At 62.9% G+C, this 22673-nt stretch carries 24 protein-coding genes; 6 read left to right on the forward strand and 18 right to left on the reverse strand.

The window, feature by feature from the left end:
- Nucleotides 1-76: 76 nt before the first annotated feature.
- The 3 genes from LB545_RS13770 to LB545_RS13780 all read right to left on the reverse strand — a co-directional run bounded on the left by LB545_RS13770 (nucleotide 77) and on the right by LB545_RS13780 (nucleotide 3219).
- Nucleotides 77-673 (reverse strand): LysE family translocator, encoded by a 597-nt coding sequence (locus LB545_RS13770; RefSeq protein ID WP_140495368.1) that lies wholly within the window; start codon nucleotides 671-673, stop codon nucleotides 77-79.
- Nucleotides 674-782: 109 nt separating this feature from the next.
- The gene (gene ilvN / locus LB545_RS13775; protein ID WP_023676680.1) at nucleotides 783-1355 is read right to left on the reverse strand and encodes an acetolactate synthase small subunit; all 573 of its coding nucleotides are present in this window, start codon (nucleotides 1353-1355) and stop codon (nucleotides 783-785) included.
- A gap of 82 nt (nucleotides 1356-1437) precedes the next feature.
- Complete coding sequence (locus tag LB545_RS13780; protein ID WP_140495366.1) at nucleotides 1438-3219, reverse strand: acetolactate synthase 3 large subunit; 1782 nt, start codon at nucleotides 3217-3219, stop codon at nucleotides 1438-1440.
- Nucleotides 3220-3664: 445 nt separating this feature from the next.
- Here LB545_RS13780 and LB545_RS13785 point away from each other — a divergent pair, with 445 nt between their 5' ends.
- Nucleotides 3665-5467, forward strand: coding sequence for an NAD(P)/FAD-dependent oxidoreductase (locus tag LB545_RS13785; protein WP_140495364.1), 1803 nt, complete (start codon nucleotides 3665-3667; stop codon nucleotides 5465-5467).
- A 73-nt stretch (nucleotides 5468-5540) separates the two neighbouring features.
- On the opposite strand, the gene LB545_RS13790 is transcribed toward LB545_RS13785, so the two are convergent.
- Together LB545_RS13790 and LB545_RS13795 are read right to left on the reverse strand one after the other, a co-directional pair.
- A complete protein-coding gene (locus LB545_RS13790) occupies nucleotides 5541-6131 on the reverse strand; it encodes an HD domain-containing protein (RefSeq protein WP_140495362.1) in 591 nt (196 codons plus the stop codon).
- Complete coding sequence (locus LB545_RS13795) at nucleotides 6128-7279, reverse strand: gamma-butyrobetaine dioxygenase (RefSeq protein ID WP_140495360.1); 1152 nt, start codon at nucleotides 7277-7279, stop codon at nucleotides 6128-6130. Before LB545_RS13795 ends, LB545_RS13790 begins: the two co-directional genes overlap by 4 nt.
- 118 nt (nucleotides 7280-7397) lie before the next feature.
- Here LB545_RS13795 and LB545_RS13800 point away from each other — a divergent pair, with 118 nt between their 5' ends.
- The gene (locus tag LB545_RS13800) at nucleotides 7398-8285 is read left to right on the forward strand and encodes a LysR family transcriptional regulator (RefSeq protein WP_224705249.1); all 888 of its coding nucleotides are present in this window, start codon (nucleotides 7398-7400) and stop codon (nucleotides 8283-8285) included.
- Between the two features lie 3 nt (nucleotides 8286-8288).
- Here the strand turns inward: LB545_RS13800 and LB545_RS13805 are convergent, their stop codons facing one another.
- The 3 genes from LB545_RS13805 to LB545_RS13815 are packed head-to-tail and all read right to left on the reverse strand — an operon-like array spanning nucleotide 8289 to nucleotide 9736.
- Nucleotides 8289-8810, reverse strand: coding sequence for a GNAT family N-acetyltransferase (locus LB545_RS13805; protein ID WP_140559559.1), 522 nt, complete (start codon nucleotides 8808-8810; stop codon nucleotides 8289-8291).
- A 49-nt stretch (nucleotides 8811-8859) separates the two neighbouring features.
- Nucleotides 8860-9168, reverse strand: coding sequence for a hypothetical protein (locus LB545_RS13810; RefSeq protein ID WP_140516495.1), 309 nt, complete (start codon nucleotides 9166-9168; stop codon nucleotides 8860-8862).
- A 4-nt stretch (nucleotides 9169-9172) separates the two neighbouring features.
- Nucleotides 9173-9736, reverse strand: a complete 564-nt coding sequence (locus LB545_RS13815; protein WP_140623166.1) for a helix-turn-helix domain-containing protein — start codon at nucleotides 9734-9736, stop codon at nucleotides 9173-9175.
- A 155-nt stretch (nucleotides 9737-9891) separates the two neighbouring features.
- Here LB545_RS13815 and LB545_RS13820 point away from each other — a divergent pair, with 155 nt between their 5' ends.
- Nucleotides 9892-11724, forward strand: a complete 1833-nt coding sequence (locus tag LB545_RS13820; RefSeq protein ID WP_140559668.1) for an ATP-binding protein — start codon at nucleotides 9892-9894, stop codon at nucleotides 11722-11724.
- 217 nt (nucleotides 11725-11941) lie between these two features.
- Here the strand turns inward: LB545_RS13820 and LB545_RS13825 are convergent, their stop codons facing one another.
- Nucleotides 11942-12733: a GGDEF domain-containing protein gene (locus LB545_RS13825; RefSeq protein ID WP_140495351.1), complete on the reverse strand. Its 792-nt coding sequence runs from the start codon at nucleotides 12731-12733 to the stop codon at nucleotides 11942-11944.
- Nucleotides 12734-12839: 106 nt separating this feature from the next.
- A complete protein-coding gene (gene miaA, locus LB545_RS13830; RefSeq protein ID WP_224705264.1) occupies nucleotides 12840-13805 on the reverse strand; it encodes a tRNA (adenosine(37)-N6)-dimethylallyltransferase MiaA in 966 nt (321 codons plus the stop codon).
- Here miaA and serB point away from each other — a divergent pair.
- Nucleotides 13795-14682 (forward strand): phosphoserine phosphatase SerB, encoded by an 888-nt coding sequence (gene serB / locus LB545_RS13835; protein ID WP_224705251.1) that lies wholly within the window; start codon nucleotides 13795-13797, stop codon nucleotides 14680-14682. The two genes, miaA and serB, sit on opposite strands and share 11 nt — an antisense overlap.
- The gene (locus LB545_RS13840) at nucleotides 14679-15242 is read left to right on the forward strand and encodes a GNAT family N-acetyltransferase (RefSeq protein ID WP_224705253.1); all 564 of its coding nucleotides are present in this window, start codon (nucleotides 14679-14681) and stop codon (nucleotides 15240-15242) included. The genes serB and LB545_RS13840 overlap by 4 nt, the downstream gene beginning before the upstream one ends.
- Here LB545_RS13840 and LB545_RS13845 read toward each other — a convergent pair whose 3' ends face one another.
- From LB545_RS13845 to LB545_RS13880, 8 genes are all read right to left on the reverse strand, one after another.
- Nucleotides 15243-15503, reverse strand: a complete 261-nt coding sequence (locus LB545_RS13845) for a toxin-antitoxin system HicB family antitoxin (RefSeq protein WP_140495345.1) — start codon at nucleotides 15501-15503, stop codon at nucleotides 15243-15245.
- The gene (locus LB545_RS13850) at nucleotides 15500-15925 is read right to left on the reverse strand and encodes a putative toxin-antitoxin system toxin component, PIN family (protein WP_224705255.1); all 426 of its coding nucleotides are present in this window, start codon (nucleotides 15923-15925) and stop codon (nucleotides 15500-15502) included. Before LB545_RS13850 ends, LB545_RS13845 begins: the two co-directional genes overlap by 4 nt.
- A gap of 55 nt (nucleotides 15926-15980) precedes the next feature.
- A complete protein-coding gene (locus tag LB545_RS13855) occupies nucleotides 15981-17495 on the reverse strand; it encodes a DegQ family serine endoprotease (protein ID WP_224705257.1) in 1515 nt (504 codons plus the stop codon).
- Between the two features lie 138 nt (nucleotides 17496-17633).
- Nucleotides 17634-17822: a DUF2065 domain-containing protein gene (locus tag LB545_RS13860; RefSeq protein WP_224705259.1), complete on the reverse strand. Its 189-nt coding sequence runs from the start codon at nucleotides 17820-17822 to the stop codon at nucleotides 17634-17636.
- A gap of 6 nt (nucleotides 17823-17828) precedes the next feature.
- Nucleotides 17829-18797: a protease modulator HflC gene (hflC, locus tag LB545_RS13865; protein ID WP_140521174.1), complete on the reverse strand. Its 969-nt coding sequence runs from the start codon at nucleotides 18795-18797 to the stop codon at nucleotides 17829-17831.
- Nucleotides 18797-19918 (reverse strand): FtsH protease activity modulator HflK, encoded by a 1122-nt coding sequence (gene hflK / locus LB545_RS13870; protein ID WP_140495337.1) that lies wholly within the window; start codon nucleotides 19916-19918, stop codon nucleotides 18797-18799. Before hflK ends, hflC begins: the two co-directional genes overlap by 1 nt.
- A gap of 166 nt (nucleotides 19919-20084) precedes the next feature.
- Nucleotides 20085-20603, reverse strand: coding sequence for a dihydrofolate reductase (locus tag LB545_RS13875; protein WP_140664677.1), 519 nt, complete (start codon nucleotides 20601-20603; stop codon nucleotides 20085-20087).
- The gene (locus LB545_RS13880; protein ID WP_140664680.1) at nucleotides 20603-21613 is read right to left on the reverse strand and encodes a DUF4424 domain-containing protein; all 1011 of its coding nucleotides are present in this window, start codon (nucleotides 21611-21613) and stop codon (nucleotides 20603-20605) included. Before LB545_RS13880 ends, LB545_RS13875 begins: the two co-directional genes overlap by 1 nt.
- Before the next feature lie 124 nt (nucleotides 21614-21737).
- Between LB545_RS13880 and cobF the strand changes: the two genes are divergently transcribed.
- On the forward strand, nucleotides 21738-22502 hold the full coding sequence (gene cobF, locus LB545_RS13885; protein ID WP_140516517.1) for a precorrin-6A synthase (deacetylating): 765 nt from the start codon (nucleotides 21738-21740) through the stop codon (nucleotides 22500-22502).
- Nucleotides 22503-22673 lie beyond the last annotated feature (171 nt).

Below are 22673 nucleotides of genomic sequence, written 5' to 3' on the forward strand. Positions count from 1 at the left end.
ATTTAATGTGCACTGCACAATGGATGGGCTGGCCACCATGATCGCGTGCAAAAGGCGGATCGCGACCCTGGACAACTCACCGCAGCATCGGCCAAAGCGTCACGGCCAGCAACACGCCCATGGCGATGTTGAACCATTTCAGCCGCACTGGATCGGACAGGAAACCGCGCAGCGCCGTGCCGAATCCCGCCCACACTGAAACGCTCGGCAGGTTGACGATGGTGAAGGCCACCGAGATCAGCGCCACCGACAGGAACGGATGCTCCGGATTGGAGTAGACGGCCATGGCGGTGATCGCCATCACCCAGGCCTTGGCATTGACCCACTGGAACGCCGCCGCCTCGATGAAACGCATCGGCCGCGCCTTCGTCTCGCCTTTGCCGCTGAGCGAGCGTGACATGGCGATTTTCCAGGCAAGGTAGAGCAGATAGGCGGCGCCGGCGATCTTGAGCGCGGTGTGCAGCGCCGGGAACGCCGTCAGCACGGCGCCAAGACCAAGGCCGACCGCCAGCAGCAAGACAAGAAACCCGATGCTGATGCCGAACATATGCGGCACGCTCCTCACCAGGCCGAAATTCACACCTGAGGCGAGCAGCATCAGATTGTTAGGCCCGGGCGTGATCGAGGTCACGAAGGCGTAGACAAGCAAGGCGAGGAATGCGTCGAGCGACATGATATCCTCCCAGATAAGCCAGTATTATTGTCTCTTCCAACGACCGCACAAATGCCACCCTCGGCCGGTGGCCGATCCCGTCGTCGCGCTGTGGAGAAACTTACCGGTGCTACATCCCCTGCGGGCCACGGTTCATCGCCGCCACGCCGGTGCGGCAGATTTCGACCAGGCCGAGTGGCTTCATGATGGCGATGAACTGGTCGAGCTTGGAGCCCTTGCCGGTGATCTCGAAGATGAAATGCTCGGTGTTGGCGTCGATGACGCTGGCGCGGAAGGCGTCAGCCAGCCGCAGCGCCTCGACGCGGGCTTCGCCGGTGCCGGCGACCTTGACCAGCGCCAGTTCCCGCTCCAGCGGCCGCTCCTGGCCGAACTCCTGCGAGCGCACGGTGAGGTCGACGACGCGGTGGACCGGCACGATGCGCTCGAGCTGGTGCTTGATCTGCTCCAGCACATGCGGCGTGCCGCGCGTCACGATGGTGATGCGCGACAGATGTTTCTCATGCTCGGTTTCCGAGACCGTCAGGCTCTCGATGTTGTAGCCGCGCCCGGAAAACAGGCCGATGACCCGGGCAAGCACGCCCGGCTCGTTGTCGACCAGCACTGAAAGCGTGTGGTTCTCGGGCTTTTCCGTTTCCTTGGCGATGAAATAGGCGGAGCCGGTCGGTTGTAGCTGTGCGTTCATGATGTGAATCTCGACTTCAAACTCTTGGATCTAATCTCTGTTTACGCACGGCTTCTCGCGACAGCCCTGCCTCTGTCCGCTGCTAAACCAGTTCCCTGCCCTTGGCGTCGATGGCGTTGGCCACCGCTTCGTCCGTCGCCTCGTCCGGCAAGAGCATCTCATTGTGCGCCTTGCCCGACGGGATCATCGGGAAGCAGTTGGCGAGCGTCGCCACGCGGCAGTCGAACAGCACCGGCTTCCTGACCGAGATCATCTCCTTGATGGCATCGTCCAGCTCGTCCGGCTTGTCGCAGCGAATACCGTGGCCGCCATAGGCTTCGGCCAGCTTGACGAAATCAGGCATGGCTTCGGTGTAGGAATGCGACAGCCGGTTGCCGTGCAGCAGCTGCTGCCACTGCCGCACCATGCCCATATACTGGTTGTTGAGAATGAAGATTTTGATCGGCGCGTCGAACTGCACCGCGGCACTCATCTCTTGCATCGTCATCTGCACCGAAGCGTCGCCGGCGATATCGACGACCAGCGCGTTCGGATGCGCGATCTGCACGCCGAGTGCCGCCGGCAGGCCGTAACCCATCGTGCCGAGCCCCCCGGACGTCATCCAGCGGTTCGGCTTCTCGAAATGGTAGTGCTGCGCCGCCCACATCTGGTGCTGGCCGACCTCCGTCGTGATGTAGGTGTCCATGTCCTTGGTCAGGGCATAGAGCCGCTGGATGGCATATTGCGGCATGATCACGTCGTTGTTCATCTTGTAGGCGAGCGAATCGCGCGCACGCCATTTGGCGATCTGCTCCCACCAGGGATAGAGCGCCTTCTTGTCGGCCTTGGCGGTTGCCCGCCACAGCCGCACGAGATCCTCCAGAACCCGGCCGACATCGCCGATAATGGGCACGTCGGTGTGGACGTTTTTGTTGATCGAGGACGGATCGATGTCGATATGGATCTTCTTCGAGTTCGGCGAGAACGCGTTGAGCCGGCCGGTGATGCGGTCGTCGAAGCGCGCACCGATGCAGATCATCACGTCGCAATCATGCATGGCCATGTTGGCTTCGTAGGTGCCGTGCATGCCGAGCATGCCGAGCCAGTTCTTGCCCGATGCCGGATAGGCGCCGAGCCCCATCAACGTCGAGGTGATCGGGAAACCGGTGAGGTCGACCAGTTCGCGCAGCAGATGGCTCGCTTCCGGACCGGAGTTGATGACGCCGCCGCCGCTGTAGATGATCGGCTTCCTGGCACCGGCCAGCAGTTCGACCGCCGCCTTGACCTTCTCCAGGTCGCCCTGCACCTTCGGCTGATAGCTGGTGCGCGGCGCGGTTTGCGGAGAAACGTAAAAACCCTTGGCGAACTGCACGTCCTTCGGGATGTCGACCACGACAGGACCGGGACGGCCGGTGGTGGCGACATGGAAGGCCTCATGGATGGTTGCGGCAAGTTCGTTGACGTCCTTCACCAGCCAATTGTGCTTGGTGCAGGGGCGCGTGATGCCGACCGTGTCGCACTCCTGGAAAGCGTCCGAACCGATCAGCGAGGTCGGCACCTGCCCGGTCAGGCACACCAGCGGGATCGAATCCATCAGCGCGTCCTGCAAAGGCGTCACCGCGTTGGTCGCGCCCGGACCCGATGTCACCAGCATGACGCCTGCCCTGCCGGTCGAGCGCGCATAGCCCTCGGCCGCGTGGCCGGCGCCCTGCTCGTGCCTCACCAGGATGTGCTCGACGTCGTCCTGCTGGAATATCTCGTCATAGATCGGGAGAACCGCGCCGCCCGGATAACCGAAGACATGCTTGACGCCATTGTCCTTCAGCGCCTGCACCACCATTTCGGCGCCAGTCATTTCGCGCCGCTCGCTCTGTCCGTTGCTCATCGGTTTGGTCCCGTACTGTCCGCCATCTGGCGATTTGCTGGTCGTTTAGTCGTGTTTAAGGCAATAAAAAAGGCCCCCGAGGGAGCCTGTGTGTTGCGCATGGGAGGTTTTCGCCCGGCGGTTACACCGCCTTGCCCACGCGCCTTCCTACGAGAATGAGTGCCTTTTTCATGGTGGCGAACCATAAGGGTGAAAGCAGCCGTTCGTCAATGGGGTCGATTCCGCTTTCATGCCGGCTTGCCCGGTGCATGGCACGAAGCACGCGCACGCCGTCATTTAGACCCGGCTCGACGTCGGGTCGCTGGTCAAACCCTTGAAAACAAAGCGAACTATTTGGCGACGTGACGCGGCCCATGGTTTGCCGCGATACTGCCCGAGGCCGGACCCCAAGCTCGGCAAAGGCAGCTCGCAACGAGGCCGATCAACAAAAACGCGGAGGAAACTGATGCTCGACAAGGCCCCGAACAGGAAGCTTTCCGACCTTCTCGAACGATTTGGCGCGGCCCTTGCCGCCGGCGACGTCGACAAGGCGGTCGAATGCTTCCAGGAAGATTGTTATTGGCGCGACCTCGTCACCTTCACCTGGAATATTAAGACCATGGAAGGCCGCGATCAGGTGCGTGACATGCTGGAAAGCCAGCTGTCGAAGACGAAGCCATCACATTTCGCCATCGCCAGGGGCGAGGACGCGACCGAGGCGAACGGGGTGATCGACGGCTGGATCAGCTTCGAGACGGATGTGGCGCGCGGCTTCGGCCATATCAGGTTGAAGGACGGCAAGATCTGGACGCTGCTGACCACGATGGTCGAGCTGAAAGGGCATGAAGAGCCGGCCGGCTTCGCCCGGCCGATGGGCGCCAAGCACGGCTCCGGCAAGAACCGCCCGACCTGGAAGGAAGAGCGCGAAAAGGAAGCGGCCGAGCTTGGCTTCAAGACGCAGCCCTATACGGTCATCATCGGCGGCGGCCAGGGCGGCATCGCGCTTGGCGCGCGGCTCCGCCAGCTCGGCGTGCCGACGATCATCATCGAGAAGAATGAACGTGCCGGCGACAGTTGGCGCAAGCGCTACAAGTCGCTCTGCCTGCACGACCCGGTCTGGTATGACCATTTGCCCTACATCGATTTTCCCCGGAACTGGCCGGTTTTCTCGCCCAAGGACAAGATCGGCGACTGGCTGGAAATGTACACCAAGGTGATGGAGCTGAATTACTGGTCCTCAACCGAGGCCAAGAGCGCTTCCTACGACGAGGAGAAGAAGGAATGGACAGTTGTCGTCCACCGCGACGGCAAGGACATCACGCTGAAGCCGAAGCAGCTGGTGTTGGCCACCGGCATGTCCGGCCGTCCCAATCTGCCGAAGTTCAAGGGCATGGAGAATTTCAAGGGCGATCAGCACCACTCCTCCAAGCACCCCGGCCCCGACCAATATGCCGGCAAGAAGGTTGTCGTCATCGGCTCGAACAATTCCGCGCACGACATTTGCGCAGCACTGTGGGAAGCCGGCGTCGACGTCACCATGGTGCAGCGATCGACCACCCACATCGTCAGATCCGACACGCTGATGGATATCGGGCTTGGCGCGCTCTACTCGGAGCAGGCGGTGCAGAACGGTATGACCACCGCCAAGGCCGACCTCATCTTCGCCTCCCTGCCCTACAAGATCCTGCACGAGTTCCAGATTCCGCTTTATGAGAAGATGAAGGAGCGCGACGCGGCGTTCTACAAGGGCCTGGAAAAGGCGGGGTTCATGCTCGACTGGGGCGACGACGGCTCCGGCCTGTTCATGAAATATCTCAGGCGTGGCTCCGGCTACTACATCGATATCGGCGCTTCGCAGCTGATCATCGATGGCGCCATCAAGCTCAAGAGCGGCGTCGATGTGGCCGAGATCAAAGAACATTCCGTCCTGCTCAGCGATGGCACCGAACTGCCGGCGGACGTCATCGTCTACGCCACCGGCTACGGCTCGATGAATGGCTGGGCGGCGGAGCTGATCTCAAAGGAGGTTGCCGACAAGGTCGGCAAATGCTGGGGGCTCGGCTCGAACACCACCAAGGATCCCGGCCCATGGGAAGGTGAGCAGCGCAACATGTGGAAGCCGACGCAGCAGGAGGCGCTCTGGTTCCATGGCGGTAACCTGCACCAGTCGCGCCATTATTCGCAGTTCCTGTCGCTGCAGTTGAAGGCCAGGCAGGAAGGCATTGCGACGCCCGTCTATGGGCTGCAGCAGGTTCACCACAAGGGATAAGCCAGATCGTGGTGAAAAACCGAGGGAGGCGCGGTTTTGGACCGCGCCTCCCTTTCCTGATCAGTGCGATCGGCTACGCCGCCTGGTCGGCCGCGAACCGCGCCACCACGCGTTCTAGCAACGGCACATAGTCGCGAAACGTGCGCGTCCTCATGTCGGCGACCTTGCCGCCCTCGTCCCAGATGCGGACGCGCACCGCCTCTTCGTGAAACGGGTTCTTGCGGAACCCGGCCACCTCGTCCGGGCTCATCGGCCCGCCCTGCAACGACAGCGTATGAACCGAAGCCGGCGACAGCTTGTCGAAATAGGTCGGGTCGGTGGCGCAGAGATAGCGCTTGGCCGAGACATGCAGCCTGACGCATTCGACGATGACCGGCGGGAAGAACGGCGCCAGCACCTCGCCGCCGGCCTCGTCATGGTGCTTGTCCTCGACGTCATCGGGCGAATAGGTACCGAACTCGCTGGTGTAGTGGCCGATATCGTGCAGCAGGGCTGCTGCCACCAGTTCTTCCGGCGCACCATCCTGCTCTGCGAGCCAGGCGCCCTGCAGCATATGCTCGGACATCGTCACCGGCTCGCCGAGATAGGATTCGGCTCCCCGGCGCTCGAAGATATCGGCGATGAATTCGACGATGTTGCCGGCGTTCAGATCATGTGCGTTCATTCCGCCGCCTCCTTGAAACCGTGCTCGATCGCCGCCAACGTCGACAGCAGGCCGTCCTTGTCGGCATAACAGCCCTGCAGCCAGCGTTTCCCGGTTCCCGAAAACGCCTTGCGCGCATGCATGACGCGGGTGTTGTCGACGATGAAGGCCTGTCCCGGCTCGAGCTTGAACGTCACTTCGAAGGCCGGATCCTCGATCAACTCCGCAAAGCGGCGATAGGCGGCGTAGTAGGCCTCCATCTCGGCGAAAGGCACGTCGACGGTCGGCGCCAGCGAGCGGTTGTTGAAGCGGATGCAGATCAGTTCGCCGTCCGGCCCGAGTTCGATCATAGGCCGCTTCGCCTGCAGCCGCACGCCGGACGAGCCGGCATATCCGAAACGCGCCGGATGCGAACTCAGGAGTCGGAAGCCTTCGGGGTTCTCGGCCTGCAAGGCGGCCGCCACGGCGAACCCGTCGACGACGCTCGACTCGCCACCCTCCACCGTGTTCTCGATACAGGACAGGATCTGCAGCGTCGGCACCGGATCCCGATAGGGGTTGTCGGTATGCGCCTGGAGGCCGAGATTGGTGTAGGCCAGATTGTTCGGATTGACCTCGGCGCGCACTTCGAACCAGCGCCCGTAATTGGTCTCCCTGATGTAGCCGAACAGGTCGGAGACCTTGCACAGAGCGCCTGGTTCGGCCGGCAGTCCGTCCATCACTGCAAAACCATATGTCCTCACCGCCGAGAGCCATTCCCGCAGTACACCGCGGCTGCGGCCTGCCGCCGGATAGCCGGCGCGCGGCACCGAATTCTGCATCGTCGCCCTTGTCCAGCGCTGCACCGCGTCGGCGGTCCATCCGGACTGACGGGCCTCGGCGCGATCATAGGCATTGGCTCGAAGCCACGCCTCGGGAAAGCTGACCGTCTTCTTCTCGGGCACGAATCTGATCTCCACGGCATTGCCCTTGATCGAAGCGGCACCGATCCGCGTCTCGGCTGGAATATCGAGGATGGTGATCAGTCGCTGGCCGTTGCCGGCGCTGCGTGTCTTGTCGTCGAGTGCGTTGTCGCGAAGCCACATGGCATGGAACCGGCAGCGCGTCCCGTCCTTCCAGCCCAGTTCGATCATTCTTCCTGCGTCGCCTATCAGCGCATCGGTCAACATGGAGATGTTCCTGTCCATTGCGCCCCGCAGTCCGCTCAGCGGGGCCTCGATTGCATGTTGATCGAGCGAAAGGTATAATTGAAATTATCATTTTACGGTCAATGGCTGCAAAATCGTAATGCCTGCGAGAACCATCCCCACCTTGCCCCCACTCGACTGGCTGCGCAGCTTCGAGGCAGCGGCGCGGCTTTCGAATTTTACGGCGGCGGCCGCCGAACTCGGCCTGACCCAGGCGGCCGTCAGTCAGCATGTCCGGCTCCTCGAGGATCGGCTGAAGACGCGTCTGTTCTCACGGCTGGCGCGGGGCGTCGCACTGTTGCCGGAGGGCGCCGCCTACTTGCCCCACATCCAATCAGCCTTCGCCACCATCGGCAGCAGCACGGCGGAACTGTTCGAGCCCCGCGCCGTCGAGACCGTCACCTTGCGGGCGCCGATCTCTTTCGCTTTGCTGGTGCTCGTTCCGAAGCTGCCCGACCTTGCCAAGGCGCTGCCGCGCATCCATGTCGACCTGGTGACGATCCATCGCCCGACCGACTATGACCTGCCGGGCTCAGCGCTGGACATCCGTTTCGGCAACGGATCCTTTCCCGGACGCCTGGCCGACAGGCTGACCGCCGAGTGGCTTGTGCCGGTGGCCGCCCCGGCCTTGGCCAGTGATGCCGACTGGACATCCCTGCCGCTGCTCCTGGTGGCCGGTGCGCGCGAGATGTGGGCGGAATGGTTCGCCGCGGCGGGATTGGCCGGTCACCCCAGGCGCTCGCATCGCTTCGACAGCTTCGTGGCTGCGATGGAGGCTGCGCGAGCCGGCGCGGGCGTGCTTCTGGGCTCGCGGCCGCTGATTGACGCGGCACTCGAAAGCAAGGCCCTGGCCAGGCTTTCCGATTTCGAGCTCCCGAGCACATCGGGGCATTTTCTGACCAAGGCACCGATCGCGCGACTGACCGGTGCCGAGCAGGATTTCCGCCAATGGCTGCTGTCGCGCCTCGGCGAGCCATCTCCGACATGACGTTCACCGGCCGATGCGCTTCCAGTAGATGAGCGTGCCGGTCAGCCCGCCATGGGGCTTCAATGCATAGTCCGGTATTTCCCCGGTCAGCGTGAAGCCCAGCCTCTCATAGAGCCCGGACGCCCCCTCTTCGGTCGCCGTATCCAGAACCAGAAGCGTGCGGCCCCTCTCCACCGCAAGGGCCTCGGCCGCTTGCATCAGGCGGGTCGCCACGCCTTTGCCTCGACGATCGAGGCGCGTCATCAGCTTGGCGATCTCGCCCCGGTGCGGCTGGTTGGGCGGACAGTCGAGCAGCAGCGTGACCGTGCCGACCAGCGTGTCTGCCTCCCACGCGCCAAGCACCACCCGCTCGCCTCTTGCGGCCGCCGTCAGCGACGTGTCCCAGAACCTGCGGGCGGTTTCCGGCGCCAGCGGATGCATGAAGCTCACCGACCCGCCCGCGGCAACCGTTTCGACCAGAAGATCGCCAAGCAACGCCTGTGTCCGCGCGTCCTGCGTCAACATTCTGATCTCGATGGAATGCATGCTCGTTCTGCCTGGCTGAGATGGAAGGATCGATACGGTCGAACTGGCGTCAATCGAAAGCGCTGAATCGCTTTCCCTTGCGCGCCGCCTTGATCGCGGCGATGCGTTCGGTGTCCTCTTCCTGAAGGTGGCGTCCGCGTTCGAGGAGTTCGAGCGTGTATTCCTCATAGGTAAGTCCCAGCCGTTCCGCCTTGTCCACGCGCATCAGCATGACGTCGCGGCTCGGTGCTTTCCACGCCTTGGCATGCGCGGCCTGCCAGGCCAGGAAAATATAAGGATCGCCCTTGCCCCATGGCGGCCCCTTGTAGTCGTCGAGCGGCGGTCCCCCATTGTGGGAGCGCTTTGGACGTCTCGGCATGATGTCAGGCCCTGACCAGCGCGACGAGATAGTCGGCGCCCGCCTCGAGTGCATGGAAGGTGCAGTCCGACGGCGCGCCGAGCGCCAGACAGTCGCCGGGCTCGAGCCTGTGCACCAGATCGCCCTCGGTGAATTCCAGCCGTCCGGAGATCAGCCATATCTGCTGTTTGATGAAGGCGTAGGATGCCGCGGGCAGGCTGACCTTGGCGCCCGCCGGCAGATGAACCCTGATCAGTTCGAGCGGCATGTCGCCGGCCGGCGAAAGATGCCGCCTGACATAGCCGGTGTCGGGATCCCGCCAAACGGGCTGGTCGCTCGCCCGCAGCAAGCCGCCGCCCTGCAATTCCGCGCGTGCGATAAGGGTCGACAGCGTCATGCCGAAGGCGGCGGCGATCCGCACCAAGAGCGCTGCCGTCGGGCTGGTCATGCCGCGCTCGATCGTGCTCAGCATGGCTTTGGAGACGCCGGAGCGCTCGGCGAGTTCGGCCAGGGACCAGTCCCGTATCGTCCTCTCGGCGTGTATCCGTCTGCCGATTGTGGAGGAGATATCGTTCGCTATATCATTCATTCGTTTATTATAGCGAAAATCCGACAGCTGGAAAAGAGCCTTGTCGCGACAATTTTCACCAGCTTCTTAATCCTCCCTACACCATCCGGCCACACTCGACCTTAACCCCGTTCCTGTAGGCTTCGACGTGAGGGAAAATGGGGATTGGCCTGTCCATGTATGTCGAACGCGAAGCCTCGGTCGGAGAACCGACATCGCAGGAGCGCCGCAACGCCGAACAGAACGACAGGCGCATCCTGGGCAATGTCGTGCAATGCGACGGTGCGCGCGCCACCATCAGCGCCTTTGCGGACGACGTCGACGGCGCGGTGACCGGCCTGTGGACGGTCGGCAAGATGATCTCGGTCAATCTCGGCACCACGCGCACCGTCGGCCTGGTCTATGCGATCGGCAAGTCGGATCGCGCCTGGAACAGCGAAGGCCAGAACGCCATCGAGGTCAGCATCGAGCTGATCGGCGAAGTGCGCGACGGCGCCGAGCCCGGCTCCAAGCCGATCTTCGACCGCGGCATCACCACCTATCCCCATATCGGCGCCATCGCGCACCGCATCCGCAGCCGTGACCTGCAGGCCGTCTACGATCTGGCCGGGCGTCATTCGATCACCATCGGCTCGCTGTCGCAGGACGAGGCGATCGCCGCCAACATCGCCATCGACGACACGCTGGCGCGCCACTTTGCCATTGTCGGCACCACCGGTGTCGGCAAGTCCACCGCCGTCTCGCTGCTGCTGCGCAAATCGATCGCGGCGCGGCCGGATCTGCGCATCCTGATCCTCGATCCGCACAACGAATTCGCCGCGTCGCTGCCCGAATATTGCGTCAAGGTCGATTCCAAGACGCTCGACCTTCCGTTCTGGATGTTCCGGCTCGAGGAATTCGCCGAGGTTCTGTTTCGCGGCCGCGAGACCGTGCCCGACGAGATCGATGCGCTGCGCGACCTCATTCCGCTCGCCAAAAACCTCTATCGCAACCCCAATTCCGGCGCCTATCTCAGGCGCGGCAGCGATGCGCTGACCGCCGATACGCCAGTGCCCTACCGCATTGCCGATCTGCTCAAGCAGATTGACGAGCGTATGGGCATGCTTGAAAGCAAGAACGAGCGCCCGACGCTCAAATCGCTGAAGACTCGCATCGAATCGGCGGCAGCCGATCCGCGCTACCGTTTCATGTTCAACTCGCGCCTGATCGAGGACACCATCCACGAGACCATAGGCAACATCTTCCGCGTGCCGCATAACGGCCGCCCGGTGACCTGTTTCGAAATGGCCGGCATGCCGTCCGAAGTGGTCAATTCCGTCTGTTCGGTGCTGGCGCGCCTGGCGTTCGACCTTGCACTGTGGAGCGAGGGCAAGCTGCAGCTCCTATTGCTGTGCGAAGAAGCGCATCGCTACATGCCGGCCGATGCGCGCCTCGGCTTCGCGCCGACAAGGCACGCGCTGTCGCGCATTGCCAAGGAAGGCCGCAAGTATGGCTGCTATCTCGGCGTCGTCACCCAACGCCCGGGCGAACTCGACCCGACCATCCTGTCGCAATGCTCGACCTTTTTCGCCATGCGGCTCGCCAATGAGCAAGACCAGGCGATCATCCGCTCGGCCATCGCCGACTCGTCCGCCTCCACGCTTGCTTTCCTGTCGTCCATGGGCCAGCGCGAAGCCATCGCCTTCGGCGAAGGCGTGGCCACGACGATGCGGCTGAAGTTCGAGAGACTGCCGGCTGAACTGATCCCCGGCACGGCGAAGCGCGAACAAGCCATGTCGTCGAAAACCGGCGACGATGTCGATTTGGTGGCGATCGTGGAACGGCTTCGCAACGTTCCAAAGCCGCAGCAGCAGGCGATGGCCTTTGCCGAAGTGGTCGATTCTGGCCGCCAGGCTGGCGATCCCGACTACCGCAAGCCGCCGGCCGCACGCGTGCAATCGGATGATGATTTCGATATGCGCTACGGCCTCAAGCCCGCCACCTTCGGCATGCGCCCCCAGAACGATTGAGCCTGCAAGCTCTCTGACGACCGGCCGGGAAGCCGCACACAAGCTTCCAAAGGCTTCATCGAACCAGCTTGGTCAAATCCCGAAAGGGAATTCATGAGGCCGGATTGAATGGCGTGGTTTTCGAGAAGCCGGAGCGGAGCGGACATTCAGTCCGTGAGCACCGGAAGTCGAAAAAGCCGCGTCAGGCAACCGGCCTCATGAATTCTTCTTCGGGATTTCAGGCGCAGACGCGGTTGCGGCCTTGCCTCTTGGCCTCGTAGAGCTGGCGGTCGGCGCGGCGATAGAATTCTTCCGCCGTCTCCTTGCGGTCCCAAACGGCAAGGCCGACGCTGGTGGTGATCTTGAGCCGGACATTGCCGGAGAGAACCGACATGTTGGCGATCGCCTTGCGGATACGCTCGGCGAATTTCGACAACAATTCCGCCTCCATGTTGGGCGTGACCACGGCGAATTCCTCGCCGCCCAATCGCGCCACCACGTCATGGTAGCGCGTCATGTCCTTGAGACAGCTGGCGACGGCCTTGAGCACCTCGTCGCCGACGTCGTGGCCGTGTGTATCGTTGACCTGCTTGAAATGATCGAGGTCCAGGATCATCAGCCCGACGGGTTTCTCGATGCGCTTGAACTCTTCGAGGTATTCCTTCAGCGCGTCGTCGAAATAGCGCCGGTTCTGCATGCCGGTCAGGCTGTCTGTCAGCGCCGCATGTTCGAACGTCTCGGAGCGGGCGCTCAGTGACACGGTCATGGCGCGCAGCTTGCCTTCCTCCGTCGCCTGCCTGCGGATCAGCGGGTAGATGAAGAAGATGCCGAAGAACAGCGCGGTCGCGAGCAGCACGCCCGTCGCGAAAAGCAGCTTGTTGAGGTAGATGACCTTGTCCAGGCCGGAGGCCGTGTGCAGTTCGGTGGCAAAGGATTGTAGCAGTCCATAGGCATGCAGCGTCACCAGGCCGGCGGCCAGGATCACGAAGATAAAGACGAAAAACGCCGATTCCGCCTTGTGGAAACGCATCTGCTCCCCGATGGAAAAATGCCCATCGACCTTATGGCATGGCGGGCCTTACGGAGGGTTAATTTGGACAACCACAACGAGAACCTTTCCGTGAAGGAAAGGCTTTCTAGGTTGCATTAGCAACAAGCGTTTGGATCGTGGTTTCGAGATCGTCACCAGGATGCAATCTTTGCCATTCCGGTCCTAGCTGGTGCCGAAACCAGGTCGTCTGCCGCTTGGCATATTGCCTGGTTGCGATCTTGGCGCGCTCAATCGCCTCGGGAAAACCCGATTGTGCGGCCATCGCCGCTTGCAGTTCGCGAACGCCGATCGCCTTCATCGCCGGCAATTGCGGATCGAGACGAAGCGATGCAAGTTGCCTGACTTCGTCCAGTGCGCCCTTGGCCAGCATCTGGTCGAAACGCCTTTCGATGCGTCCGACCAGCGCGGCCCGGTCCGGCTCGATGACAAAGAAGCGGGCCGTCTGTCTGTCGATGAGCGGCCGGCCCCGCGCGGCCTGCCAGTCCAGGATCGAGCGGCCGGATGCGTCGAGCACTTCGAGCGCCCGCACGATGCGCTGGCTGTCCGTGGGCTTCAACTGCATGGCTGCCCTGGAATCCTCGCGCAGCAGGATACCATGCAGTTTGACGGCGCCTTGCTCCTTCAACTCGTAGCGCCAACGGTCGCGTACCTGCCGCGGAATGTCGGGCATTTCCGATATGCCCTCGGCCAAGGCGCGAAAGTAAAGGCCGGTGCCGCCGACGAAGATCGGTCGCCGCGAGAGCGCGCCGTCTTCGATCAGCCTCGTCACGTCGCGCAGCCACGCCCCGGTCGAGTAGGCGGTGCCGGGATGGACATGCCCATAGAGATAATGCGGTGCCCGAGCGAGGTCCGCCGCCTCCGGCCGGGCAGTCAACACGTCGAGAACCGAATAGGCTTGCATGGAATCGGTGTTGACGATCACGCCGCCTATACGTTCGGCCAGGTCGAGCGCCAGCGCCGACTTGCCGCTGGCGGTCGGCCCGGCTATCAGGATCGCATTCTTCACGCGGCCTTCGCCCGCATCCGCACCGGAATTATCGATGCCGCTTATCGCCACGCTTGTTTCCCATCCCGCCGATCGTGCCTTGTCGCCATCGCTTGCGAATATGGCCTCACGGTCGGTGGGCGCAAGCACTGTTCGCTGGATGGCCGAAGACATTGCCTGCGATCTCGCACTGCCAGCGAATGCACAAGCCGACGAGGCGGCCGCCAATCTGCGCGCGGCGCTGGCCGCCGAGCCGATCGACGTGATCGTCCAGCAGTCGGCAACGCGCCGCAAGAAGATCCTCATCGCCGACATGGATTCGACCATGATCGACCAGGAATGCATCGATGAGCTGGCCGACGAGATCGGCGTCAAGGAGCACGTCGCGGCGATCACGGCACGATCGATGAATGGCGAGATCGCCTTCGAGCCCGCCCTGCGCGAGCGCGTGGCGTTGCTCAAGGGGCTCGATGCGGCCGTGGTCGATCTGATCGTTGCCAACCGGTTGACATTGGCCTCCGGCGGTCGCGCGCTGGTGCAGACGATGCGGGCCAACGGCGCCTGGACCGCGCTAGTCTCGGGCGGCTTCGAGGTCTTCACCTCACGCATCGCCGCCATGCTCGGCTTCCATGAAAACCGCGCCAACCGCCTGCTCGAACAGGATGGCCTCTTTGCCGGGTTGGTCGGCGAGCCGATCCTCGGCCGCGCCGCCAAGGCCGAGGCGCTGATCGAGATCACGGCGCGTCTCGGCCTCACCCCGGCCGATGCCATTGCTGTCGGCGACGGGGCCAACGATCTCGACATGATCCGCCTTGCCGGCACCGGTGTTGCGCTGCATGCCAAACCGATGGTGGCCGCGCAGGCAAAGGTTCGCATCGACCATGGCGACCTGACCGCATTGCTCTATCTGCAAGGCTACGGGCAGGAAGATTTCGTCCAATGAAACCAATGCGCACCGAGCGCCTAATCCTGCGCAACTGGGAGGATCGCGACCGGGAGCTGTTCCGTCGCATCAATTCCGATGAACGCGTGATGGAGTTCTTCCCCTTCCGTCGCGGCCGCGCCGCAGCAGACGCCAAGATGGACGAACTGCGGGCCATCATCGATCGGGACGGCTATGGCTTTGCCGCCGCCGAGGTCGCTGCATCAGGTCAATGCATCGGCTTTGTCGGTATCACCGGGACCGACCATCTGCCGTTCCTTCCCGCCGGCACCGTTGAGGTCGGCTGGCGGCTGGCGCCCGAATTCTGGGGCAAGGGTTATGTCACGGAAGCTGCCGAGGCATGGCTGGCCTACGGCTTCGAAAAACTCGGCCTTGGCGAGATCGTCTCCTTCGCGGTCGAGAACAACCGCCGCTCCACTGCCGTCATGAAGCGCCTCGGCATGACCGCCGATCCCTCGGCCAACTTCGACCACCCCGGCATTCCCGACAGCCACCCGGAGCTGAAAAGGCATGTGTTCTACAGGCTGACGAGCGCGGATTGGCGGAAGAATCGTCGCTGATCAATGCCTGTCAGGTGGAAATTCGTCGCCGGACTGTGGCGATCTGTCTGCGACCCGCCCCAGCATTTTCGCGAAATCGCCCGGTGACGCGTCGCCGGCACGACGACGCAGGAAGTCAGCTGCCGCTTCCATTGCCCCGACCTTTTGCGCCACAGCCGACGCAATCCATTGATTGAGCGACACGCCATCGGCCTTCGCGAGGCGCGCGGCTGCTTCCTTAACCGACTGTGGCAGTTTCAGCGGATAAGTCGCTTTGCTCATGTACGAAGTCCTTCCAAGAACTCGGCCGGGCTCACAAGCAGTACATCAAAACGGCCTGCCGCAGCTAGGAAGTCCCGGCGATTGTGAGTCACCAACGCATCGGCCCGGCCGTTGATCGCTGCTTCAAGCACCATCTCATCCTTCGGATCGTTCAATTGCGGCCGCCAGAGAAAGTGCAGCTCGACCGGCTCAGCCAGCAATGCAAAGCCGGCCAGCAAACGGCCCAGATCCGGCGCGGACAACCCGTGAGCCGCCACCTGCTCGGGTCTGGCCAGCACGGTTTCATATTCAAGAAACAGCGCTGTCGTCACTAATGGGCGAATTTGCCGATCCGCAATCAGCTGCAGGATGGCGAAAGACGTGCCATTCCTGCTTCGCAAACCTGCCGTCAAAACGTTTGTGTCCAGTACGATCCGCCTCACAAGTCAAAATAGTACATCCCATGGGATGTTACAATATGACCATCGTTAGCGATCCTCAGTCCATCCGGATCGTCACAAACCTCAGCTCACCGGTCTTGGACGCCAGCATCAACAGTGCGTTCTTGCGTCCCTGCTCCTTCAGCGCGCCGATCCGGTCCATCACATCCTTGGGCGTGGCAACCGATTCCTGTGCAATTTCGGTGATCACCTCGCCCGGCTGGATGCCGCGTTCAGCCGCGGCCGAGTCCTTGGCGACGTCGGTGATGACGACGCCCGACACATCGGCGGCGATGCTGAACTTCTTGCGCGTCTCGTCGTTGAGTTCGCCGACGGTCATGCCAAGCACCGAGGCCGTCGAAACCGCCGGCGCCTTGTCGCCCTTGTCCTGGTCGGTGTTGCCGTTTTCGCCGCTGGCGAGCTTCTCGCTGTCCTCGAGCCGGCCAAGTGTTACCTTCACCGTCTGCTCGACACCCTTGCGCACGATCAGCACGTCGACCGCCTTGCCGACCGGGCTCTCCGCGACCACACGCGGCAGGTCGCGCATCTCGTGGATGTCCTTGCCGTCGAACTTGATGATCACGTCGCCGGCCTGGATGGTGCCGTTGTCGACCGGTCCACCCTTGATGACGCCGGCGACCAGCGCACCCTTGGCGGTCGCCATGCCGAGGCTCTCGGCAATGTCGTCGGTCACCGGCTGGATGCGCACGCCAAGCCAGCCGCGCCGCGTTTCGCCATATTGGCGCAGTTGCTCGACAACGCCCGATGCGAGCTGCGAGGGGATGGAGAAGCCGATGCCGATCGAGCCGCCGGACGGCGAAATGATCGCCGTGTTGATGCCGATGACCTCGCCGGCGCTGTTGAACAGCGGCCCGCCCGAATTGCCGCGGTTGATCGCGGCATCGGTCTGGATGAAATCGTCATAGGGGCCTGAATTGATGTCGCGGTTACGCGCCGAGACGATGCCGACCGTGACCGTGCCGCCGAGGCCGAACGGATTGCCGATCGCCATCACCCAGTCGCCGACGCGCATCTTGGTGGAATCGCCGAACTTCACCGCCGTCAGCTTGTGGCCCTTCGGATCGACCTTGAGCACCGCGACATCGGTCTTGGTGTCGGTGCCGACCAGCGTCGCCTTCAGCGTGACTCCATCGGAGAAATTGACCTCGATATCGTCGGCATCGGCGATGACATGGTTGTTGGTGACGACGATGCCCTGCTCGGCGTCGATGACGAAACCGGAGCCGAGCGACTGCACTTTCTGCGAGCCATTGTCCTTGTCGCCGCCACGGTTCTTGAAGAAATCGTCGAAGAAATCCTGGAACGGCGAGCCTTCGGGAAGCTGCGGCATCGGCACCGCGCCCGGACCTTCCGTGCCCTTCACCGTCTGCGACGTCGAGATGTTGACCACCGCGCCGAGCAGGCCTTGCGCCAGGTCGGCCACCGAAGCAGGCCCGTCGGCGGCCATTGTCGACGTCACGAAGGCCGGAACGGCCACGGTGCCCAGAAGAAGCGCTGCCGCGCCAGCGACGAACGTGCGTCGAACCGCGCGCAAAAGGGTGTTGGATGTCATCGAGAAGCCTCCCGGCACTTCTGAAAGAGAAAAGCGCTTCGACGGAAACGCCGTGTCGCGCCATGATGGCAAGAAATAGGGCACGTTTGCGGCTATGGCTATTGGCAGAGTGTAAATCCCGCGTTTTTGCACACCCCCCTAGCCGCCGCGGACCAGCCAGACGATACCGACGCCGGCGCCAATCGCCACCAGCCCGGCAATCCGCAATGCATTCTCCGGCAATGACAGCACCTCGCCCGCCAGTTTCCTGGCGAAACCGGGAAAGCCGCCATAGACCAAGCCCTCAATGACGACGACCAGGCCTATTGCCGCCAAGAAATCCTGCACCGGCCGCTACTGGCCGGTGCCGGGCGAAGTTGCGGGTGCGGTCGCCGGTGCGGCAGGAGGTGCCGGTTGCGGAGCCGCCGGCCTTGCCGGCGCCTCCTTTCCGTCAGGGTCGCGGAAGAAACGGAAGAACTCCGAATTCGGCGACAGCACCATTGTCGTGCCGGTGTTGTCCAGCGCCGTGCCATAGGCGTTCATCGACCGGTAGAAATCGAAGAACGCCGGATCGCGCTGATAAGCCTCGGCAAAGGTGGCGCTGCGCTGCGCCTCGCCCTCGCCGCGCAGGATTTCGGACTCCTTCTGCGCTTCCGCGATGATCTCGACCACCTCACGGTCGGCGCGGGCCTTGATGCGCTGCGCCGCCTCATTGCCGCGCGCCCTCAGCCTTTCGGCCTCAGCCAGACGTTCCGCCTTCATGCGATCGAAGGTCTGCTGCGAGACTTCGGCGGTGAGGTCGGTGCGGCGGATGCGGACATCCTCGATCTGCAGGCCGAGCGAGGTGGCGTCGGGCCGTAGCTGATCGCGCACTTCGCGCATCATCACCGCGCGCTCCTCCGAAAGGGCGGCCTCGAAGTCTCGCAGACCGTAGACCCGGCGCAAGGCAGCGTCGAGACGCGTCCTCAGCCGGGCTTCGGCGAGCTCGATCTGGCCGGATACGGCGGCACGGAAGACACGCGGATCCGAGATTCGGTAGGCGATGAAGGCATCGACCTCATAGAACTTGCCGCCCGAGACCTGGACGCGGATGTTGTCGAGGTCGAAGCGCAGCACCCGGTTCTCGATCAACTGCACCGTGTCGGCGTCGAAGAACGAGAACGGCGCCTTGAAGTAGATGCCGGGTTCGGTCTTGACGTCGACGATCTCGCCGAACCTCAGCACCAGCGCCTGCTGGCGCGCATTGACCACGAAGACCGACGAATAGAGCAGGAACAGGATGACCGCCGCGATGACGACGATGACGGGAAGACGGTTGGCCATCACTGGTTACCTCCCGTCGTCGCGCCAAGCGGAGCCGGAGCCGGCGCTTTCTGCTGCAATGCCGGCAGCGGCAGATAAGGGACAACCCCCTGCCCGTTGCCTTGCTCGACGATCACCTTGCCGGAGTCCTTCAGCACCTTCTCCATCGTTTCCAGGTAAAGCCGCTTGCGCGTCACGTCGGGCGCCTTGGCATATTCGTCATAGACGGAGATGAAGCGCTGGGCCTCACCTTCGGCCTCCTGCACCACCCGGTTCTTGTAGGCGGCCGCGTCTTCGCGGACCTGTGCGGCCTCGCCGCGAGCCTGGCCGAGCTTCTGGTTGGAGTACTGGTTGGCCTGCTCGACGAACTTATCCTCGTCCTGCTCGGCGCGCTGCACCTCGTCGAAGGCATCGGCGACCTCACGTGGCGGTGCGGCGTCCTCGATCGAGATGGCGTTGACCTGAAGCCCGGCTTTGTAGCCGTCGAGCGTGGTCTGGATGATCTCGCGCACCGAAGCCGCTATGCCCTGGCGGTCGTCACGGAAGATGTCCTGCGCCGGCCTGCGGCCGACAGCCTCGCGCATCGCGCTCTCGGCGACCTGCCGCAGCATGCCGTCCGGGTCGGAGACGTCGAACAGATAGGCGCGGGGATCGGAGACCTGATAGGCGACCGAGAACTGCACGTTGACGATGTTCTGGTCGCCCGAAAGCATCAGCCCCGACGTGTTGCCGCTGGACGCGCCACCGCCAATGTCGACGAGCTGCTCGGAAATCTTGGCCGTTTCGACGGTTTCGAGCGGCCACCAGTGGAAATGCAGGCCGGGCTGCGACAGCTCGGCCTTCGGCTTGCCGAAGCGCAGCTCGACCGCGACCTCATCGGGCTGCACGGTGTAGACTGCCTGGAACGCCCATAGCACGACCAGCGCCGCGCCGATCAGGCCGAATATGGCCGGACTGGCGCCGCCACCGCCGGGCAGCGCGCGCCGCAGCCTGTCCTGGCCACGGCGGATGATGTCCTCGAGGTCGGGAGGCGAGCCTTGCGGGCCGCTTGGCCCCTTCGGTCCCTGCCCCCAGGGTCCCTGATTGTTGCCGCCGCCGCCCCATGGGCCGCCGCCACCGCCACCTTTGTCGTTCCAGGGCATGAATGTCCTTTCGCTTGGAATTCCCTCAAGCGCCGGAATTACGGCGCAAATCCAGTCTTGTTCTTCTATAGGGACGCCACGGCATGCTTTCAACGCGATGCTCTGCTGGCATCATCGGTTTTGGGCCGGTCGCGACCCTTTGTCGTCTTTAAACGCCTTTTTTCTTTCAATGGCTCTCGCGGCGTCGCTCGTAAACCGTATAGCGCGTCGCGTGGCTGTCCTTTTCGCCGGCTGGGATCTCCTGCGAACTGACTTCGCGCCAGCGTTTCGGATCGATCGGCGGGAAATGCGCGTCGCCGTCGACAGCGGCCAGCACATGGGTGACGTGCAGCCGGTCGGCCAGCGGCAGCGCCTGCGCATAGATTTCGCCGCCGCCGATGACGCAGACCTCGTTCACCCCGCTCATGCAGCGCCCACGCACATCAGCCAGTTGGATCGCGTTCTCGAGCGTATGCGCCACCTCCACCCCGTCGGCGCGCCAAGCCTTGTCACGGGTGACAACGATGTTCAGCCTGCCCGGCAGCGGCCGGCCGATGCCTTCATAGGTCTTGCGTCCCATGATGATAGGTTTGCCCATCGTGTCTGCCTTGAAGCGCTTGAGATCGGTGGAAAGCCGCCAGGGCAGCCCCCCGTCCCGCCCGATAACGCCGTTCTCGGCGATGGCGACATAGATTGCCACGTGCATCAGTTGCCGTCCCCATTGTCGGATGGATCGAGGATAAGGATGTCGATGTCGCGCTCTGGATAGAAGTCCTCAGCCGTCATCTCGAAACTCGTCGGCCCGACCTTCCTGACATTGTCGCCGCAGAACGAGACCAGGGCTTTGGGATTGTCCTTGTCGACGGTCAGCTTGAACTTGCCGATGCTACCGGCCGCCCAGTTGCCGCCGGTGGTCAGGATGTAGGCGATGCGGCTCTCGTAATATTTTGGATAGCCGTCGGGATCGTTCTTGGCAGCCTTGCGCACTGCGTTCTCGAAGGTGTCGTCCATGCAGTAGCGGGACTTGTAGGCGGCGTACTGTCCCTGGAACTTGCCGTCGTAGAAGAAGCTGACCGACGAGGTGCCGCCGACGCTCGGTTTGTAGCGGTGGGAAACGTGGACGTCCTTGTTGGCCGGAAAGGTCGAGCGCCACCAATAGGTCGAGCGCAATTGCCAGAACGGTGCATAATTGGGTTTCGCGCCAGGGCTGTCATCGACAGTGTCCTCGATGATGATGCCGCGGGTGACCCAGTCGTCCGCCACCGTTTGCGGCAGCTTCCCGAGCGCCGCCTTTGCCGCTTCGCCGAATGGGTTGAAAGGCACGTTCTGCGCCTTCAGGTCGGCACCGATGTCGATGCCGAGCGCGAACGCCTTCTGCTCGAGCTCAGGCTTTGCCGCCACGCCGTCGATCGTCACCTCGAAGCCAAGGAAATTGTCGCTCTGGTTTTCGGGGATCGCCGGCATCTCCTCGGGATCGCCGGAGATGTCGGGCATTGGGAAGGCGACGATCGCGTCGACGTCCTTATCGGTGTTGTTGTGGAAGACGTAATCCACGGTCACCTTTTCCGGCGAGATGAAGAGGTCCTCGCTCTGCATCGCCACGGCATCGCTGCGCGACAGCACCAGGCCGCCGGTGCCGAGTTCGGCAACGGAATCATTGGCGAACGCGGGTGCGGCCGACAAGGCCAGCACCGCCGTCAGAACATATCGCAACATGAAAGCCCCTCGGCGAGAATGTCGCGATGACCCTAGCGGTTTCAACGTGGCGTTTCAAAGCCCTTCCGCATCCGCGCCACGCCAGTCTGGACTAAAGGGTTGCGATCGGGCAGGAGTTCGCTTCATGCGCAAGCTTCTCGTCATCGGCATCGGCGCCGGCAATCCCGACCATATGACCGTGCAGGCCATAGACGGCCTCAATCGGGCCGACGTGCTGTTCATCCCCGACAAGGGTGCGAAGAAGAACGATCTTGCCGAACTGCGCCGTCACATCTGCGACCGCTTCGTCACCAACCCGAATTCACGCCGCGTGGAATTCGACGTGCCCGTGCGGGCCGAACCGGCGCCTTCCTATCGCTCGACGGTGGATGACTGGCACGAGGCAATCGCCGCCATCTATGAAGACCTGATCCGCGAAGAGATCGCCGAGGATGGTTGCGGCGCCTTCCTGATCTGGGGCGACCCCTCGCTCTACGACAGCGCGCTGCGCATCCTGGAGCGCGTACGCCTCAGGGGCAACGTCGCCTTCGAACTGGAGGTTATTCCCGGCATCACCGCCATTCAGGCGCTCGCCGCCAGCCACGCGACAGCGCTGAATCGCATCGGCGATTCCATCCTGATCACCACCGGCCGCCGGTTGACGGAAGAAGGCATGCCGCAAAATGCCGGCAGCGCCGTCGTCATGCTTGACGGCAAATGCGCCTTCAACACGCTCGCCGACCAGGATCTTTTCATCCAATGGGGCGCTTATCTCGGCACGCCGGACGAAATCATCGTCTCCGGCCGCCTCGGCGACGTCGGCGCCGAAATCGAAAAAATCCGCGAGCAGGCCCGCGGGGAAAAGGGCTGGATCATGGATACGTACGTGCTGCGGAAGGTAGGGGAGTAGGGGAGTAAGGCAGTAAGTGAACGAGACATCAGGAGCCGGAACACAAGAAAGCACACAAAAATTCGACGCGCCCGAGTTGGTCTGCCCTACTGCCCTACTGCCCTACTGCCCTACTGCCCTACTGCCCTACCTTCCGCAGCACGTACGTATCCATGATCCAGCCCTTTTCCC

Origin of the sequence: Mesorhizobium sp. BR1-1-6, from assembly GCF_020165355.1 — a bacterium.
Taxonomy (GTDB): domain Bacteria; phylum Pseudomonadota; class Alphaproteobacteria; order Rhizobiales; family Rhizobiaceae; genus Mesorhizobium.

Coding starts and splice junctions, on each gene's coding strand:
- LB545_RS13770 (WP_140495368.1), bottom strand. CDS start 673: ATGTCGCTCGACGCATTCCTCGCCTTGCTTGTCTACGCCTTCGTGACC.
- ilvN (WP_023676680.1), bottom strand. CDS start 1,355: ATGAACGCACAGCTACAACCGACCGGCTCCGCCTATTTCATCGCCAAG.
- LB545_RS13780 (WP_140495366.1), bottom strand. CDS start 3,219: ATGAGCAACGGACAGAGCGAGCGGCGCGAAATGACTGGCGCCGAAATG.
- LB545_RS13785 (WP_140495364.1), top strand. CDS start 3,665: ATGCTCGACAAGGCCCCGAACAGGAAGCTTTCCGACCTTCTCGAACGA.
- LB545_RS13790 (WP_140495362.1), bottom strand. CDS start 6,131: ATGAACGCACATGATCTGAACGCCGGCAACATCGTCGAATTCATCGCC.
- LB545_RS13795 (WP_140495360.1), bottom strand. CDS start 7,279: ATGTTGACCGATGCGCTGATAGGCGACGCAGGAAGAATGATCGAACTG.
- LB545_RS13800 (WP_224705249.1), top strand. CDS start 7,398: ATGCCTGCGAGAACCATCCCCACCTTGCCCCCACTCGACTGGCTGCGC.
- LB545_RS13805 (WP_140559559.1), bottom strand. CDS start 8,810: ATGCATTCCATCGAGATCAGAATGTTGACGCAGGACGCGCGGACACAG.
- LB545_RS13810 (WP_140516495.1), bottom strand. CDS start 9,168: ATGCCGAGACGTCCAAAGCGCTCCCACAATGGGGGACCGCCGCTCGAC.
- LB545_RS13815 (WP_140623166.1), bottom strand. CDS start 9,736: ATGAATGATATAGCGAACGATATCTCCTCCACAATCGGCAGACGGATA.
- LB545_RS13820 (WP_140559668.1), top strand. CDS start 9,892: ATGTATGTCGAACGCGAAGCCTCGGTCGGAGAACCGACATCGCAGGAG.
- LB545_RS13825 (WP_140495351.1), bottom strand. CDS start 12,733: ATGCGTTTCCACAAGGCGGAATCGGCGTTTTTCGTCTTTATCTTCGTG.
- serB (WP_224705251.1), top strand. CDS start 13,795: ATGCCGCTTATCGCCACGCTTGTTTCCCATCCCGCCGATCGTGCCTTG.
- LB545_RS13840 (WP_224705253.1), top strand. CDS start 14,679: ATGAAACCAATGCGCACCGAGCGCCTAATCCTGCGCAACTGGGAGGAT.
- LB545_RS13845 (WP_140495345.1), bottom strand. CDS start 15,503: ATGAGCAAAGCGACTTATCCGCTGAAACTGCCACAGTCGGTTAAGGAA.
- LB545_RS13855 (WP_224705257.1), bottom strand. CDS start 17,495: ATGACATCCAACACCCTTTTGCGCGCGGTTCGACGCACGTTCGTCGCT.
- hflC (WP_140521174.1), bottom strand. CDS start 18,797: ATGGCCAACCGTCTTCCCGTCATCGTCGTCATCGCGGCGGTCATCCTG.
- hflK (WP_140495337.1), bottom strand. CDS start 19,918: ATGCCCTGGAACGACAAAGGTGGCGGTGGCGGCGGCCCATGGGGCGGC.
- LB545_RS13875 (WP_140664677.1), bottom strand. CDS start 20,603: ATGCACGTGGCAATCTATGTCGCCATCGCCGAGAACGGCGTTATCGGG.
- LB545_RS13880 (WP_140664680.1), bottom strand. CDS start 21,613: ATGTTGCGATATGTTCTGACGGCGGTGCTGGCCTTGTCGGCCGCACCC.
- cobF (WP_140516517.1), top strand. CDS start 21,738: ATGCGCAAGCTTCTCGTCATCGGCATCGGCGCCGGCAATCCCGACCAT.